We start from the raw sequence: 15912 nt of genomic DNA, 5'->3' as shown, positions 1-15912 counted from the left end.
ACCGCCCGCGCCGCCGCTGACCACGACCACGCGCGGTTTGGCTTTGGCGATCACCGGACAGGCGAACATCGCCGTTGCCGCCGCTGCGGCGCGGATCACGCCGCGGCGGCTGATCAGGTTCGGCTTGGACACGTCGTAGCTCCGCAAATTCAAGCGCGGGCCGACGCGCGAAGCGCCGGCCCGCAGTGACATCAGGAGAAGATGTCGGCGGTGATGCCGGCATACCATCCCATGTTCTCTTCCGAAGTCTGCAGCCGAATGCCGGCGTCTTCGCCGGTCTTCGACACAAACCCTTCGATCTCGGTGATCTTGCCGTCCTTCGGCTCGTAGCGACCACCGATCTTGACCGTATCGTCCTGCGCCAGCACCGACCAGCAGGTGTTGGCATAACGCGCCGGGAAGGTGCGCGATCCTGTGAGCTCGCCGCGCACCGCATTGGCGACCACCTTGGCCTGGCTGTTGGCCGAGAACGCCGATTTCGGCATCGCGCCGGCGATCGACGCGTCGCCCAGCACATAGATGTTGGGATCGATCGCCGACTTCATGTTGGTGGCGTCGATCGGGCAATAGCCGGTTTCATTGACGAGATTGGCCTCGCGCGCGATCTTGCCCGCCATCTGCGCCGGAATGACGTTGACCATATCGGCCTTGATGGTCTCGAAATCGGTGGTCACCGTCATCGCGGCCGGATCGACGCCCTTGATGCCACCGTGCATCTTCGGGTCCATCCACTCGACCATGCCCGGATAGTGCTTCTGCCAGCCTTCCTGGAACAGCGCCATCTTGGAGAATTTGTCCTTCGGATCGAGCACGATGATCTTGGACTTGGTGTGACCCTTGGCCTTCAGCACCTTGGCCATCACCGAAACGCGCTCATACGGACCCGGCGGGCAGCGATACGGATTCGGCGGCGCCACCATCACGATGGTCGCGCCATCCTGCAGCGCGTCGAGCTGCTTCTTGACCAGCCTGGTCTGCGAGCCGGGCTTCCAGCCGTGCGGCATGATTTCGGCGGCGGCTTCTGAATAGCCGGGCACCGAGTCGAATTTGATATCGATGCCGGGCGCCATCACCAGCCGGTCGTACGGCACGGCAGAGCCGTCGGCGAGCCTGACCTCCTTCTTGTCGCGATCGATCGCTGCGGCGAACTGCCGGACATGCTTCACGCCGTAGCTGCCGAGCTTGTAGCCGTGGCTGATCGACTCGAACGAGCGCATATCGCCGAGATAGAGATTGGAGTGGAAGCAGGTGACGAAGGTCTCCAGCGGCTCGATCATCGTGACGTCGACCGCGCCTTGCGAGTCCCGCGCCACATATTTCGCCACGGTGGCACCGCCCGGCCCGCCGCCGATCACCACCACGCGCGGCTTGGCCTGCGCACGCAGCACGCCGGGCATGCCGACCGCACCCGCTGCCGCCAATAAGCCAGCTGAAAACTGGCGCCGATTGATCCTCATCTCGTCCCCTCCAATTATGTTGATCGACTACCGGATGTCTCCACTCCGGTCCGCGGTGCGCTCGATTTGTTGTTTTTCGATGCTGCCGAAGTAGCTCGCGAGCGCCGCGATCTCTTCGTCGTTGAACTTGGCGGCGATCGCCCGCATCACCGGATTGTCGCGGACCTTGTCGCGATATTCGGTGAGCGCGGCGATCAGCTCCGGCTCGTCGCGGCCGACGATCGACGGGATGCCGTCGAACCGGCCGCTGATCTGATGGCAGGTGACGCATTCACTCGACAGATATTCGCCGAGCTCGCGGTCGCCGCCGGCCAGCGCCGGCCCCGCAAGCACGCAGACGAGCAGCATCGCCGCGGCGCTGAGCCGCGCCCGCAACGCGACGTGCATCTGCAGCGCCGGCGAGCGGGCGCAATCCGAGCGATCGAAATATCGGCCGAGCACGGCCATCGTCATCCTCCCGAGACAAAGTCGTAGTGGCGTGCCGGCTTAGTTGCCGGTCTGTTTCGCCGAAAGAGCCGGCTCGATCGCCGGGGCCGCGTCCGCTTTGGCCGCCGCTTTCGCGTCGAGCAGCGTATGCGTCGCCAGCGCGCCGAGCCACATCGAAGCCAGCGCCAGCCAAGCGGTCACCGCAAAAATTGAACCGCCGGTGACGCCGGCGCCGACCGCGCAGCCGCCGGCCAGCATGCCGCCGAATCCCATCAGGAAGGCCCCGGCCGCATAACGGCCCATGCTGAGCCCGTCATGGAAGCCCTGCAGCTTCCAGTCCCGCCCGATCAGTGCGGCGAGCAGCGAGCCGGCGAACACGCCCGGCACCAGCCCGATGTCGAAGCCGAGCGGCACCGAGGGCGAGTTGATCAGCCCCATCAGCGTATCGGCCGAGGGCCCCGTGAAGCTGACGCTCTTGATCTGGGTCGGCGCGAACGAATGCTGCGCCAGAATGTAAGTGACCAGCCAGCCGCCGGTGACGGCGAGGCCGACGCCGATCGCGGCAAGGCCGGTGATGATGCCGATCCGGTTGCGCCAGCCGAGCCACAGCGCCCACACCAGGACGGTGAAGCCGAAGGCGGCGCCGATCACCGGACCAGCATGAACCACGGTGAGCAGGTTGCGCGATGCGCCGCCCGGCAGCGTCCATAGCGAGGTGAGGAACTCGCGCACCGGCGACAGCACGCCGCGCAGCGACGCCTGTGCCACGATGGTGAGGATCAGACCAGTGACCAGCGCGCGCAAGTTCCCGGTGCCGGACAGCACGAGCAGCCTGCTGGCGCAGCCGCGCGACAGGATCATGCCGGCGCCAAACATCAGCCCGCCGATGATCGCACCCGACAGGCTGCCGGTGGCGGCGAGCTGTCGCGCTTCGGATACGTCGAGCACGCCAGAGGTGATTGCGACCTGGGTGGCGGCAACCGCGGCCGAGAACGTCAGCAGCCACACCGCGAGCTTGGGACCGAACGAGCTTTCGGAAAACTCGATCACCGCCGAGCGCAGACAGAACTTGCTGCGTTCGGCGGTCGCGCCGAACACCAGCCCCACCAGCAGACCGCCCGCGGTCAGCAGCGTGGTTTCGCCGAAGCGCTCGATGAGAAGGTCGAGATCCAAAAGAAGCGTTCCTCGTCTTTGCGGCACGCTCGACTGCAACCCGTCGTCGGTCGTCTTCGATCTTCCAAACAGCGGCCGCGGAACGACAGATTGTCCTCCGCATGCGCCGATCGACATTGATCTGGCGCAACCGAACTAATCAACCAGCCGAACGCTGGTGCAATTACTTGGCGCGCGCCGCGCTGGAACCGCGGCGTACGCCATCACGTATCAGTCCACTTTCGGCCCGGCTTTTTCGTCGGGCGTAACGTCGACCGCGATCGCGCGGCCGATCACCTTCGGGGCAGGCCCGCAATCCTTCATGCACGGGTTCTTGTTCCAGAACGCCTTCTCGGCCGTATCACGATCGTCTTCGTAGAAACCATCCGCGTTGGGCATCTTCACCTTGGCGAGATTGGTCTGGTTCAGCTCGAAGTCCTGATCCTTGATGACGTCGTTCATGTTGAGGATGTACGCCGTCAGCGCGTAGATTTCGTCGTTACTGAGCGAGCGCGCGTTGCCGAACGGCATCGCGTGGCGGACGTAGTCGTACACCGTGGTGGCGTCCGGCCAGTACGAACCGATGGTCTTGTCGGGACGATCCGCCTTCAGCGTGCCGTGGCCGCCGGACAGCACCGGATAGCGGCCGACGCCTTCGCCGAATTCGCCGTGGCAGGTCGAGCACTTCTCCTGAAACAGCGCATCGCCTTCCTTGGCAGTGCCGCGCCCCGGCGGCAGCCCCTGACCGTCGGGACGGACATCGATGTCCCAGGCCGCGATCTCTTCCGGCAGCGCCGGGCGGCCCAGACCGAGCTTCACCGGCGCGGACGGCGCAGCCGGCACGGCGGCCTGCGTCGGCGCTTTGGCTTCCTTTACCGCGTCCTTGGCCTTGTGACCCGGCTTGTGTTCGGCACCGGCCTGCGCCAGCGGCAGCACCATCGCGGCGACGATTGCGAACCCAGCGAGAGCCTTAAGCGATTTCGACATTTTCGGTCACTCCGTCGGGATGCACGAGCCAGGTCTGGATGCCGTTGTTGTGGTACACGGAGTTGACGCCGCGGATCTTGCGCAGCTCCGCCTTGGTCGGCTGCACATAGCCGGTCTCGTCGATCGCGCGCGATTGCAGCATCAGCTCTTCGCCATTCCAGTCGAAGTCGACGTAGAACCGCACGATCGACTTGTTCAGCACCGGGCCGTCGATCCGCGCCTCGTACCAATTGCGGCCGCCATCCATCGAGACGTCGACACGCTTGACAGTGCCGCGGCCGGACCAGGCAATGCCGGTGAGCACGTTGCGGCCCTTGAACTTGAGCGGCATCTGCGGCGACGGGCTGGTGATGACGCTCTTGGCGTCCATCACGAAGGTATGTTTGCGCGCACGGCCGTCGGGCATCAGGTCGGTGTACTTCGAAGTCTCTTCGCGGGTCTGCCACGGCATGTCGCCGACTTCGATCCGGCGCAGCCACTTCACCCACAGATTGCCCTGCCAGCCTGGGATCACGGCGCGCAGCGGATAGCCGTTCTCCGGACGTAGCGCTTCGCCGTTCATCGCATAGGCGATCATCACGTCGTCGAGCGCCTTCTCTAATGGCAGCGACCGATCCATCCCGGCAGAGTCGGCGCCTTCGAGCAGCAGCCATTTGGCGTTCGACTTCACGCCGGCCTGGTCGAGCAACGTCTTCAGCGTGACGCCGGTGTACATCACGTTGTGGATCATGCCGTGGGTGAACTGGCAGCCGTTGAGTTGCGCGCCGCGCCACTCCATGCCGGAGTTCGCCGCGCACTCCAGGAAGTAGATCTTGTTGACCCGCGGCATCCGCTTGATGTCGTCCATGGTGAACACCAGCGGGGTGTCGACCAGGCCGTGGATCATCAGCCGGTGCTGCGCCGGATCGATCTCGGCGACGCCGCCGTGATGCCGTTCGAAGCACAGGCCGGACGGCGTGATGATGCCGTCGAGCGCATGCAGCGGCGTGAAGTTGACCGAGGACTCCGGCGACGCGGTGAGCCACGACACGTCGCGGCGGATCACGTCCTTCTCGAATTTCGACGGCACGCCGTAGGGACGCTTGTCGACGCCGTCGCCGAGATAGCGATTCCAATCCTGAATCTCGGTGATCGCCGGATCGGGCTTGGCCGCCTCACCGGCTTTGGCCGCGAGCGACGACAGCATCGACCCAGCACCGGCGAGACCGGCCGCACCAAGCCCCGCCGCGCCGAGAAACCGGCGGCGGTTGAGGACGTCGGATGTGGGCTTTTCACTCATGCCGCTAGCCTCTTTCTCATTGCGATACGTGAATGTATGGAACACACCAGTCCGCACTTCCGGCGCTGATCAGGCGCCGGAGACTTTGACCGCGCTGTTGGGCTCGATCTTCACCGGGCCGGCGCTGGCGACGTGCTTCTCCAGCACCTCCCAGATCGGCGGACCTTCGGTGCCCTGATTGACGCTGGCCCAGCCGGACACCGTGTACTTCTTCGACGCGTCGATCGGCTTGCCGGTCGCCAGATGCGTCATGTTGGAGATGCGCGAGCCCATCTCCTTGGAGACGTCGATCGCGTAGCCCATGCCGCCGGTGCGCACCATGTCGCCACCGCCCTGATAGTAAGGGTCGGGATGGAAGATGTTGTCGGCGATATCTTCGAGCACGTTCTTGAGCTGCTCGCCGGTCATCTCGGTGCGGTAGCAGTTCGGATAGGTGATCGCGGTGGCGTTGGTGATCGCCTCCCAGGTGATGCTCTGTTCCGGCAGCAGCGTGCCGCCCCAGCGGAAGCCGGGCGACAGCGCGATCTCGGTGTCGCGCTGCTTCAGCATCGCGTCGCAGATCAGATCGTCGAAAGTGCCGTTGAAATTGCCGCGACGATACAACAGCGAGTCGGTCTTGCCGACGACGCGGGCGAGATCCTTGGCGTAAGGCTCGCGCAGCTTCTCGACCAGCTTGGCCATCTCCGGGTCCGGCGCGATCGCGTCGGCAAACACCGGCATCAGCTTGAAGCGGATGTCCGCGACCTTGCCGCCGTCGACCTTGATGTCCAGCCGCGACACGAACTTGCCGTGCGAGCCCGACGCCACCAGCACGGTGTCACCGACCTTGACCACGCCGGGCATCGCGTCATGAGTGTGGCCGGTGAGGATGACATCGAGGCCCTTCACGCGGCCGGCGAGCTTGCGGTCGACATCGAAGCCGTTGTGCGACAGCAGCACCACGATCGCGGCGCCGTCGGCGCGCGCATCGTCGACCTGCTTCTGCATGTCCTCCTCGCGGATGCCGAACTCCCAGTTCGGAAACATCCAGCGCGGATTGGCGACGGCGGTGCGCGGCAACGCCTGGCCGATCACCGCGATCTTGACACCGCCGCGCTCGAACATCTTGCGCGCCTCGAACACCGGCTCCTGCCATTCGATGTCGCGGACGTTCTGCGCCAGGAAAGCGAACGGCGCCTTCTCGGCGATTTCCTTGACGCGGTCGGCGCCGTAGGTGAACTCCCAATGGCCGGTCATCGCATCGACCTTGAGGCCGGCAAGCGCGTCGATCATGTCCTGGCCGTTGCTCTTCAGCGAGCTCCAGCTGCCCTGCAGCGCATCACCGCCGTCGAGCAGCAGCACCTTGTCGGCGCCGCGCTCGGCGCGGATCGCCTTGACCAGCGTGGCGATGCGGTCGAAGCCGCCCATCTTGCCGTAGTTGCGGGCAAGCGCGGTGAAGTCGTCCGCGGTCAGTGCGAACGCATCCGGCGACCCGGTCGCGATGTGGAAGTACTTGCGGAATTCCTCGTCGGTGAGATGCGGCGGCTTGCCCTTGACCTCGCCGACGCCGAGATTGACCGAGGGCTCGCGGAAATGCAGCGGCACGAGCTGGGCGTGTGTGTCGGTGATGTGCAGCAGCGTCACCGTGCCGAGCGGATCGAATTTGAGGATGTCGCCCTGGGCCAGTCGCTGCTGAGCAGCCACCCGCCCGATCGGCCCAAGGCCACCGGCGATCGTCAGTGCCGATGCGGCGGCCGTCGCCTGCAGGAATTCCCGCCTCGAGATCATCGTTTCATCCCTTGCTTCGCGCCGCGTTCGGCACCGCCGCCGTGACAGGCGACCGTTGATTCAGCCGCAGATCCTCGTTCCGGGAGCCGATCCGGCTCCCGGTGGTCTGCGACGGATAGTTAGGTCGTGACGTTGGTCGCGATCAGGCGACGGTCAGCTTGTGCTTGGACTCGTACACCGAGCCGTCATCGTCCTTCCACAGGAAGGCAAACTCGCCGCTCTCCGACGCCTTGTAGAAGAACGACTGATACGGGTTGGCGGAGATCGCCGGATTCCACTCGGCCTCGAACACCATCTTGCCGTTGAACTGGGCCGTGAAGGTGTTGATGATCTTGCGCGGCACGATTTTGCCAGACGCGTCCTTGCGCTGGCCGGATTCCATTTCGTGGGAGATCAGCGTCTTGATTTCGATCAGTTCGCCCGGCTTGGCCTGGGTCGGAACGCGGACGCGCGGAGTCGGTTTGACGGACATTGAAATTTCCTCGCCTGGATTGTTGCCGTTGCCGGATTAACCGCCGCAGCCGCCGATGGTGACCTTCACACTCGACTTGGTCGAGTACAGCTTGCCGTCCGACATCTCCGCGATGCAGATGATGTTCTGGGTCTGCGCCAGCCGCATCCGGGTCGAGGCCGAAGCCTTGCCGCAGGCCGGAGTGAACTTGTAGCTGACGATGCCGGGCAGCGGGTTGCCGTCGGCGAACACGTGGACGGCCTTGACGTAGTCCGCGTCGGTCATCGGGCTTTCGACGTCGACGGTGATCGGCACCACCAGGCCGTTTTCGGCGATCTCCGGCACGTCGAGCTTGATCTTGCCGCTGTCGAACTTCTTGTCGCCGTACAGCTTCTTGATCTCGGCATCGACCATCGCCGCATCGGCGAAGGACATCCGCGGCGCCAGGAGCGCGGCAAGGCCGGCGATGCCCGCCAGCGCCAACGCCTCGCGACGGCTCGTCTCGGTCTTCATGAACACCATTGGGCATCCTCCATCAGGGAGTCTTTCGCGTCCCTTGCCATACTAACGCTTGACGATTGCAAGCGCGATCGGTCATGATCCGCAAACATCATTATATTGTTTTTCTTGAATGTAAAGATGCCAGGCAGCGCGCCGAGGTATCGTCGGCCGCAACTCACAAGACGGTCGCCGAGGAGGGAGGACACATGAGACCCATCACCGCTCTATCGGCGGTGATCGCTGTTGTGCTTTGCACAATGCCGATCGTCGCAAAGGCGCAGGACGCCAGCGAGAAGGAAATCGAGCGCTATCGCGAGATGATTTCCGACCCGATGTCCAATCCCGGATTCCTTGCGGTCGATCGTGGCGAACAATTGTGGGCGGAGAAGCGCGGCACCAAGAATGTCTCGCTCGAAAGCTGCGATCTCGGTCTCGGCGCCGGCAAGCTCGAAGGCGCGTTCGCGCAGCTGCCGCGCTACTTCAAGGATGCCGACCGGGTGATGGATCTGGAGCAGCGCCTGCTGTGGTGCATGCAGAACATTCAGGGGCTCGACACCAAAGACGTCGTCGCGCGCCGGTTCTCAGGTCCGGGCAAACCTTCCGACATGGAAGACCTGGTGGCGTTCATCGCCAACAAATCCAGCGGCATGAAGATCGAGCCGCAGCTCAGCCATCCTAAAGAGCAGGAAATGGCCGCCGTCGGCGAAGAGTTGTTCCACCGCCGCGGCGGCGTGATGGATTTCTCGTGCTCGACCTGCCACGGCGCCGAAGGCAAGCGCATCCGCCTGCAGGCCCTGCCCTACCTCGCCGGCCCCGGCAAGGACGCGCAAGTAACGATGGCGAGCTGGCCGACCTACCGCGTGTCGCAGAGCGCGTTGCGCACGTTCCAGCACCGGCTGTGGGACTGTTATCGCCAGCAGCGTTGGCCGGCGCCGGAATATGGCTCCGACGGCATCACCGCGCTGACGCTGTATCTCAACAAGATCGCGGCGGGCGGCGAACTCGCCGTGCCGTCGATCAAGCGCTGAGGGAGCGACGCCATGACGAAGTTGCACGTTTCGATGCTGGCGCTCGCCCTCGGTGGCGCGCTGAGCTGTGCCGCCCCGATCGCGAGCCTCGCCGCCGACCAGTCGGTCAGCAAGCCGGCCGGCGCAATGAGCAAGGCTGCAGACAAGCCAGTCGAGGCGACGAAGCCCGGCCCCTCGCCGGCGCCCGCCAAGACCGCAAGCGCCGCCTCGAAGGTCTCGCCCGAAACCGTCGACGGTTACATCAAGGCGACGTTCGGCAAGGCGCCGGAAGACTGGCAGCAACGCATCGTCCCCGACGAGACGATGCAGGCCTGCAACAAGTATCGCAACGACGTGCCGCACGAGGTCGGCGATGCGATCATGAAGCGCGAGATCACCAAGGTGATTTATCCGGCCGATGGCAAATTCCTCGGCAATTGGAAGGAAGGCGCCAAGATCGCCAATAACGGCCAAGGCGGCCAGTTCTCCGACAAGCCGGAAACGGTCCATGGCGGCAATTGCTACGCCTGCCATCAGATGGCGAAGTCGGAAGTGTCGTTCGGCACGCTCGGCCCGAGCCTCACCCACTACGGCAAGGACCGTAACTACACCGAAGCCGAGATCAAGCAGGCCTACACCAAGATCTACAATTCGCAGGCAGTGGTGCCGTGCTCGAACATGCCGCGGTTCGGCACCAACGGCTTCCTCACCGAACAGCAGATCAAGGACGTGATGGCATTCCTGTTCGATCCGGAATCGCCGGTGAACAAGGAATAGAACCACCAAAACTTGCGTCATTGCGAGCGAAGCGAAGCAATCCAGCTCTTCATCGACACGGATTGCTTCGTCGCGGAGCCTGTGCCCGAACGACGCGAAGCGACGATCCGGGTGCTTCTCGCCATGACGACGGACCAGACACATTTCCTCATCGAAGATGGAGCAGTCTGATGCTCAGTAGGATCGGATTAGTCGTGGTCGGCCTCACGCTGTTGGCCGCACCAGCCCGCGCCGACGACGCGCTGGTGACCAGCAAGTCGCTCAGCCCCGAGCTCGCACTCGACGCCGCCAAGGCGGCGCTCAGCGAATGCCGCAAGCAGGGCTTTCAGGTCGCAGTGACCGTCGTCGATCGCAGCGGACTGCCGCAGGTGATGCTGCGCGACCGCTTCGCCGGCGCTCACACACCGAGCACCGCGACCGGCAAGGCCTGGACCGCGGTGTCGTTCAAGACCGGCACCGGCGAGCTCGCCAACATGACCAAACCGGGCATGCCGCAATCAGGTTTGCGCGACCTGCCCGGCGTCGTGGTGCTCGGCGGCGGACTGATCGTCGAAGCCGCCGGTTCACTGGTCGCCGGCATTGGCGTCTCCGGCGCTCCCGGCGGCGAAGCGGACGAAGCCTGCGCCAAAGCCGGCATCGAAGCGATCAAGGACAAGCTGGATTTCTGACGCCACATCGCGTCGTTCCGGGGCGCGCCGTCAGGCGCGAACCCGGAATCCCGCGGTTAGTGTGCGGGGCAACTGCCGAACCGTGCCCGCGGCAGATTCCGGGCTCGCTCGCTGAGCGCGAGCGCGCCGGAATGACGGTGGATCGACTCGTCGCGCCGCCTCACAGGCAGACTTTTGTTCGTCATTCCGCGATGTGTCGCGTCAGCGGCGCAGGCCCGGGAATGACGAGTTGCTACACCGGCCGCTTCAGCCAGTCGGTGAACGGCATCGACTGATAACCGTTCTCGCGGACGTATTTGAACATCGCCAGGAATTCTGGCGGCTCGAGCAGGCCGGGCATGCGGGCGACTTCGCGGTCCTGCGGCTTCTTGGCGGCGAGACCGTCGGCGCTCTCGGGGAAGAACTGCAGCGACGGGGTGAAGCGGATGCCGTAAGCCTGCGCAAATGCCTTCTCGCTCAGTTTGCCGCCGCCAAAATCGGTGACTTCGCGGGCGCCGATGTGATTGAGATGCACGATCTCGAAATTGTCGCGGATGTAGCTCTCGATCGCCGGATCGCGCATATGCACGTCGTGCGCGAAGCGCTTGCCCTTGGCGGTGGCGCCTTCGAGATCTTCCTTCAGATCGAGGAAGCTCTGCAGGTACCAGTCGAGCTGATACAGCCCGTCGTCGCCCAGCACCGGCTCCGCCGCGCTTGCCGGCGCAGGACGCAGCGACAGCGCACCGAGCGCGCCAAATCCCAGCGTGGCAATGGCGCCGCGGCGCGAGACTCCAGTCTTCGTCATCACCCGTACTCCCTGTTGCCGGGCGCCGTCAGCCGATCTCGCCGAAGGCGGGAAAGGTCTGCAGCAGCCATCCGGAAATCTTCGGCATCGCACCGGTGAGAAACAGCACGCCGGTCAACACCAATGCGCCGCCCATCACTTTCTCGACCGTCGCCATCTGTGCCCGTAGCCGCGCCATCAGCTGAATGAACGCGCCGGAGAACAGCGACGCCAGCAGGAACGGCAGCCCGATCCCGAGCGAATACGCGCCGAGCAGCACCGCACCGTGCGCCGCCGAGCCCTCGACGCCGGCAACCAGCAGGATCGTCGCCAGCACCGGCCCAACGCAGGGCGTCCAGCCGAACGCGAAGGCGAGGCCGACGACGTAAGCACCGAGCAAGCCGACGCCGCGGCTGACGTTGTGAAACCGGGCCTCGCGATACAACAGGCCGATCCGGAACAGCCCGAGGAAATGCAGCCCGAGCACGATGATGATGACCCCAGCCACGATGCCGAGCGCTTCGAAATGGTCGGTCACCGCCTTGCCGATCGCCGAGGCGGACGCCCCGAGCGCGACGAACACGGTGGAAAAGCCAAGCACGAACGCCAGCGAAGCGCCGACCACGCGCCCGTCGATCGCCTTGGACGGCTGATTGGCACCGCGGGTCAGCTGATCGAGGCTGACACCGGCCAAAAAGCAAAGATAAGGCGGCACCAGCGGCAACACGCAGGGCGACAGGAACGACAACACCCCGGCCCCGAAGGCGCCGACCAGCGAGATATTCGAAACCACCGCGCTTCCGCCCCTAGTTTATACATGCGAATTCGTCTATATGTATCATAGAATGACCCGGAAGATGCTGAAATCGACTCTCATTGGCGCGATTCTGTTGGGTGCGGCGCAGCTATCAGCTGTGGCGGCGCACGCTGCTGAGCTGGTGATGTTCGAGCGCGACGGCTGCGTCTGGTGCGCGCGCTGGGATCGCGATGTCGGCCCGATCTATCCCAGGACCGATGAGGCCAAGCTGCTACCGCTGCGCCGTATCAACATCGACCATGACAAAGATCCTGGCCTCGGACTTGCAACTCCGGTGCGGTTTACGCCAACTTTCGTGGTGATCGACCAGGGCCGCGAAGTCGGGCGTATCACCGGTTACATCAACGACGACGCGTTCTGGGGCCTGCTCGGTGCGCTTGCCACCAAGATCGCACCGCCGCGCAGTCACATCTGATCGTATCGCAACGCCAACGGAGACGTTAGCAGATCGCCATGCCACCGATCCTCGAACCCGATATCGAGACCGAACTGCGCGACGGCGCGGAGTACTCGCCCGAGCTCGACATGCTGATGCGCCGGGCGCGCAAGGCGAGCAACTTCCTCAAGGCGGTGTCGCACGAGAACCGGCTGTTGCTGCTGTGCCTGCTCGCCGAACGCGAACGCTCGGTCAGCGAGCTGGAGAACATCCTGTCGCTGCGGCAGTCGGCGGTGTCGCAGCAACTTGCACGGCTGCGCTACGACGGCATGGTCGACACTCGGCGGGATGGTAAGACCATTTACTACAGCCTGGCCAATGATGACGTCCGTCGCGTGATCTCGGTGATCTATGATATCTTCTGCTCGTCCGCGCGGGACGGCCAGAAGTAAGCCATCCCTCGCGGCACGCTAACAATAAGCTGACGCAAGCGCGCATCGTACGCCTGCGCGCAAACGAGGGAACCCCATGCAGGATGCATCCGCCTGGATGCTCGCGCTGGCCGGCCTGTGCGTCGGCGTCACCGCTGGTTTTTTCGTGCGGTTGGCGCGGCTGTGCTCGTTCGGGGCGGTCGAAGACGCGCTGATGGGCGGCGATACCCGCCGCCTGCGCATCTTCGGTCTGGCGCTCGGCATCGCGCTGCTCGGCACTCAGGCGCTGGTGATCGCCGGCCAGCTCGATCCCGGCCAATCCAACTATACCGCCCCGGCGCTGCCGCTGATTTCGATCGCGATCGGCAGCGTGCTGTTCGGCATCGGCATGGCGTTCGTCGGCACCTGCGGCTTCGGTTCGCTGGTGCGGCTCGGCGGCGGCGATCTGCGCAGCTTCGTGGTGATCCTGGTGCTCGGCGGCGCCGCCTATGCGACGCTGCGCGGGATGCTGTCCGGCTTCCGCATCACCGTGCTGGAGCGGTTCGCGCTGACGATGCCGGACGGCATCAACGCCGATCTCGCTTCGCTGCTCCAGCATATGTCCGGCATGGACCTGCGCGCGGTGATCGCCGCGCTCGGCGGCGGCGTGCTGTGCCTGATCGCGCTTGGCGACAAGCGGCTGCGGCGGACGCCGCGGCTGCTGGCTGCCGGCGTCGCGCTCGGCGTGCTGACGGTGGTCGGCTGGCTCGCGACCACCAAGCTCGCCGATCCGTTCGCCGGGCCGGTGCATCCGCAAAGCCTGACCTTCGTCTCGACGGTCGGCAAAGCGGTGTATGCCGGGCTGCTCAACGTCGCCAACTTCGCCGACTTCGGTGTCGGCACCGTGTTCGGCGTGGTTGCAGGTGCGTTTCTAGCCGCATGGCACACCGACGAGCTGCGCTGGGAAGCGTTCGACGATGACCACGAGATGCGCCGCCACGTCGCCGGCGCGGCGCTGATGGGATTCGGCGGCATCCTGACCGGCGGCTGCACCATCGGGCAGGGCATCACCGCCGGCTCGGTGATGGCGCTGTCGTGGCCGATCGCCATCGCCGGCATGATGCTCGGCGCCCGCATCGGCATCGCGGTGCTGGTCGACGGCTCACCGCGCGAGCTGATCCGCCGCCGGTTCGATGCTTGGCGTGAATTGCTGCGGCGACGCCGGCCGCCGGCGGTTACGGCCGCAAATAAGCCCAGCCGTCGTCCTGCAGCTCCATCAGACGCACCGCACCCGACGGCACCGCACTCGCTTGCGGAATGAGAGTGACGGCGTGGCCCTCATGCTTCTCCATGCCGGTCTTGGTGTTCTCGCAGGCCGCAAACTTGATGCTGGAGGGAAACGCGCCGTCGGCGATCTGCTTGATGCGGTCCTTCACCGGCGATGAATCGGCGCGCAGCATGTGCAGGCCGGGCCCGAAGGTGACGACTTCGACCTGAACGTCCTCGTTCTTGGCCTTGTAGTATTCGATGATGTTGGCGGCGTTGTTCAGCGCCAGGTTCATCACCGCGGGATCGTTCTGATCGACCTGGATCGTGACCCGGTGCAACTTGGCATCGGCCGCAAAGCCAGGGGCCGCAGCGGCAATCAGCAGCGCCGCCGCAGCGGCAGCCTTGAACAACGACTTCATCGTACTCCTCCCGGAAGGTTTGTTTGACGCGCACGCTAACCGCACCCGCCGCCGAAGTCATCTGCGAGCGAGCGGTGCCAAGTGATCACGTTGCCGTCAGGTCGCAAGGGGATTTTGGGTTCGGCATTCCGGGGCGCGAGCTCAGCTCGCGAACCCGCCAATCTCTTTGAAGCAATCTCGGGATTCCGGGTTCGCGCGTTTTCACGCGCGCCCCGGAATGACTGCCTTTAGCTTTCACCGCGTCGCCAGCGCCGCGACCGGAGCGAAGCGGCGGATGCCGAGCGCGGCGCCGCCGACGATGCCGGCCACCGCGATGAACGACGGCAGCGCCAGCGTCGATAGGCCGGTGAGGCCCTGCCCGACCGAGCAGCCATAGGCCATCGCACCGCCGGCGCCCATCAGCGCGGCGCCCAGCGTCGAGCGCAGCATGTGCGGTGCCGAGGTGAAGCCCTCCAGTGCAAACCGGCCGGTGAGCAGCGCAGTCGTGGCGCTGCCGGCGAACACACCGACCGCGAGTGCAACGCCGAAGCTCAGCGTCAGGCCGGTCGAGAACATCGCATATTGCAGCGTATCGGCCAGCGGCGCGACGAAGCTCAGCGAGGTGGCCGGGATCGGGTTGAACTCGTCGGCACCGAAGTAACCGGTGGCGAGCCAGCCGGCGACGACCAGCAGACCGATCACTGCACCCGCGGTGATCTGGCCGGTGGCGCGACGGAACGAGCGATCGGAAAATGCAAACACCAGCAGCGCCCCGGCGGCGATCAGCACCGCGGCGATCTGGGCGAAGGCCTCACCGACGCCGAGCGCGCCGATCAGCGACGGCACCGAGACGTGCGGCGGCGACACCTGAGTCCACTGCAGAAAAGCAAGCCGCGCCGGAGCGATCAGGCCCTTCAGGGTCATCTGCGCCGCGACCGCGATGATCCCGACCACCAGCAGCGAGCGGAGATTGCCCTTGCCGAGCAGCACCAGCGCGCGCGACGCGCAGCCGTTCGCCAGCACCATGCCGAGGCCAAACATCAGGCCGCCCAGGAAGATCAACGGGGCGGAGAACGACGGCTGCAGATACAGCGACTTGCCGATGTCGACATAACCGAGGCCGGAGATCAGTTGCGTGCCGACGATCGCGACCGCCAGCGCCACCGCGTAGCTGCGCAGCTTGCGGCCATCGTCCTTGGTCCAGTAATCGCGCAGGCCGCTCATCAGGCAGAAGCCGCTGAGCAGCGCCGCGACGCCAAACGCGGCGCCGATCGCAAAACCCAACACGATCACCAATTCGGGCATCTGCATCGACCGATCCTCCAGCCGGCGCGCCAATTGGCGCGCCTTTCGAGGCTGGATCTACGCATCGCCTGGATACCGGTAAATACGGCCCGAAAATTAAGC

18 protein-coding genes are annotated in these 15912 nt (G+C 65.0%); 6 read left to right on the top strand and 12 right to left on the bottom strand.

What is annotated here, in order from left to right:
* Nucleotides 1-191: 191 nt before the first annotated feature.
* From DYI24_RS08430 to soxY, 8 genes are all read right to left on the bottom strand, one after another.
* Nucleotides 192-1457, bottom strand: a complete 1266-nt coding sequence (locus DYI24_RS08430; protein ID WP_164571969.1) for an NAD(P)/FAD-dependent oxidoreductase — start codon at nucleotides 1455-1457, stop codon at nucleotides 192-194.
* A 27-nt stretch (nucleotides 1458-1484) separates the two neighbouring features.
* Entirely contained in the window at nucleotides 1485-1904 is a 420-nt protein-coding gene (locus DYI24_RS08425; protein ID WP_164571968.1) for a c-type cytochrome, read from the bottom strand.
* A 39-nt stretch (nucleotides 1905-1943) separates the two neighbouring features.
* Complete coding sequence (locus DYI24_RS08420; protein ID WP_164571967.1) at nucleotides 1944-3056, bottom strand: YeeE/YedE family protein; 1113 nt, start codon at nucleotides 3054-3056, stop codon at nucleotides 1944-1946.
* Nucleotides 3057-3266: 210 nt separating this feature from the next.
* On the bottom strand, nucleotides 3267-4022 hold the full coding sequence (locus tag DYI24_RS08415) for a c-type cytochrome (protein ID WP_164571966.1): 756 nt from the start codon (nucleotides 4020-4022) through the stop codon (nucleotides 3267-3269).
* Nucleotides 4006-5301 (bottom strand): sulfite dehydrogenase, encoded by a 1296-nt coding sequence (gene soxC / locus DYI24_RS08410; protein WP_164571965.1) that lies wholly within the window; start codon nucleotides 5299-5301, stop codon nucleotides 4006-4008. The genes DYI24_RS08415 and soxC overlap by 17 nt, the downstream gene beginning before the upstream one ends.
* 69 nt (nucleotides 5302-5370) lie before the next feature.
* Nucleotides 5371-7068, bottom strand: a complete 1698-nt coding sequence (gene soxB / locus DYI24_RS08405) for a thiosulfohydrolase SoxB (RefSeq protein WP_164571964.1) — start codon at nucleotides 7066-7068, stop codon at nucleotides 5371-5373.
* 142 nt (nucleotides 7069-7210) lie between these two features.
* A complete protein-coding gene (gene soxZ / locus DYI24_RS08400) occupies nucleotides 7211-7540 on the bottom strand; it encodes a thiosulfate oxidation carrier complex protein SoxZ (protein WP_013502840.1) in 330 nt (109 codons plus the stop codon).
* Nucleotides 7541-7576: 36 nt separating this feature from the next.
* Nucleotides 7577-8041 carry a thiosulfate oxidation carrier protein SoxY gene (soxY, locus tag DYI24_RS08395; protein ID WP_107356982.1) on the bottom strand — a complete coding sequence of 155 codons (465 nt, stop codon included), beginning with the start codon at nucleotides 8039-8041 and terminating at the stop codon, nucleotides 7577-7579.
* A 185-nt stretch (nucleotides 8042-8226) separates the two neighbouring features.
* Between soxY and soxA the strand changes: the two genes are divergently transcribed.
* The 3 genes from soxA (at nucleotide 8227) to DYI24_RS08380 (ending at nucleotide 10472) form a co-directional block, all read left to right on the top strand.
* A complete protein-coding gene (gene soxA / locus DYI24_RS08390) occupies nucleotides 8227-9048 on the top strand; it encodes a sulfur oxidation c-type cytochrome SoxA (RefSeq protein WP_107356983.1) in 822 nt (273 codons plus the stop codon).
* A gap of 12 nt (nucleotides 9049-9060) precedes the next feature.
* Nucleotides 9061-9804, top strand: coding sequence for a sulfur oxidation c-type cytochrome SoxX (gene soxX, locus DYI24_RS08385; RefSeq protein ID WP_164571963.1), 744 nt, complete (start codon nucleotides 9061-9063; stop codon nucleotides 9802-9804).
* Between the two features lie 170 nt (nucleotides 9805-9974).
* Nucleotides 9975-10472 carry a GlcG/HbpS family heme-binding protein gene (locus DYI24_RS08380; RefSeq protein ID WP_164571962.1) on the top strand — a complete coding sequence of 166 codons (498 nt, stop codon included), beginning with the start codon at nucleotides 9975-9977 and terminating at the stop codon, nucleotides 10470-10472.
* Nucleotides 10473-10704: 232 nt separating this feature from the next.
* On the opposite strand, the gene DYI24_RS08375 is transcribed toward DYI24_RS08380, so the two are convergent.
* Together DYI24_RS08375 and DYI24_RS08370 are read right to left on the bottom strand one after the other, a co-directional pair.
* Nucleotides 10705-11256 carry a SoxW family protein gene (locus DYI24_RS08375; RefSeq protein ID WP_164571961.1) on the bottom strand — a complete coding sequence of 184 codons (552 nt, stop codon included), beginning with the start codon at nucleotides 11254-11256 and terminating at the stop codon, nucleotides 10705-10707.
* 28 nt (nucleotides 11257-11284) lie between these two features.
* Complete coding sequence (locus DYI24_RS08370; protein ID WP_164571960.1) at nucleotides 11285-12028, bottom strand: cytochrome c biogenesis CcdA family protein; 744 nt, start codon at nucleotides 12026-12028, stop codon at nucleotides 11285-11287.
* Between the two features lie 40 nt (nucleotides 12029-12068).
* Here DYI24_RS08370 and DYI24_RS08365 point away from each other — a divergent pair, with 40 nt between their 5' ends.
* From DYI24_RS08365 to DYI24_RS08355, 3 genes are all read left to right on the top strand, one after another.
* Complete coding sequence (locus tag DYI24_RS08365) at nucleotides 12069-12467, top strand: thioredoxin fold domain-containing protein (RefSeq protein WP_205523434.1); 399 nt, start codon at nucleotides 12069-12071, stop codon at nucleotides 12465-12467.
* Nucleotides 12468-12505: 38 nt separating this feature from the next.
* Nucleotides 12506-12880 (top strand): ArsR/SmtB family transcription factor, encoded by a 375-nt coding sequence (locus DYI24_RS08360; RefSeq protein ID WP_011160008.1) that lies wholly within the window; start codon nucleotides 12506-12508, stop codon nucleotides 12878-12880.
* Nucleotides 12881-12956: 76 nt separating this feature from the next.
* The gene (locus DYI24_RS08355) at nucleotides 12957-14159 is read left to right on the top strand and encodes a YeeE/YedE family protein (protein WP_164571959.1); all 1203 of its coding nucleotides are present in this window, start codon (nucleotides 12957-12959) and stop codon (nucleotides 14157-14159) included.
* Here the strand turns inward: DYI24_RS08355 and DYI24_RS08350 are convergent.
* Together DYI24_RS08350 and DYI24_RS08345 are read right to left on the bottom strand one after the other, a co-directional pair.
* Nucleotides 14074-14526, bottom strand: coding sequence for a DsrE family protein (locus tag DYI24_RS08350; protein WP_164571958.1), 453 nt, complete (start codon nucleotides 14524-14526; stop codon nucleotides 14074-14076). The genes DYI24_RS08355 and DYI24_RS08350 overlap by 86 nt on opposite strands.
* 234 nt (nucleotides 14527-14760) lie before the next feature.
* A complete protein-coding gene (locus DYI24_RS08345; protein ID WP_502706331.1) occupies nucleotides 14761-15816 on the bottom strand; it encodes a YeeE/YedE family protein in 1056 nt (351 codons plus the stop codon).
* Nucleotides 15817-15912 lie beyond the last annotated feature (96 nt).

It is taken from the genome of Rhodopseudomonas sp. BR0C11 (assembly GCF_010820945.1).
Classification (GTDB): domain Bacteria; phylum Pseudomonadota; class Alphaproteobacteria; order Rhizobiales; family Xanthobacteraceae; genus Rhodopseudomonas; species Rhodopseudomonas palustris_H.
The sequence above is the reverse complement of the archived record's forward strand: the minus strand, read 5'-3'. Positions and strand labels throughout refer to the sequence as shown.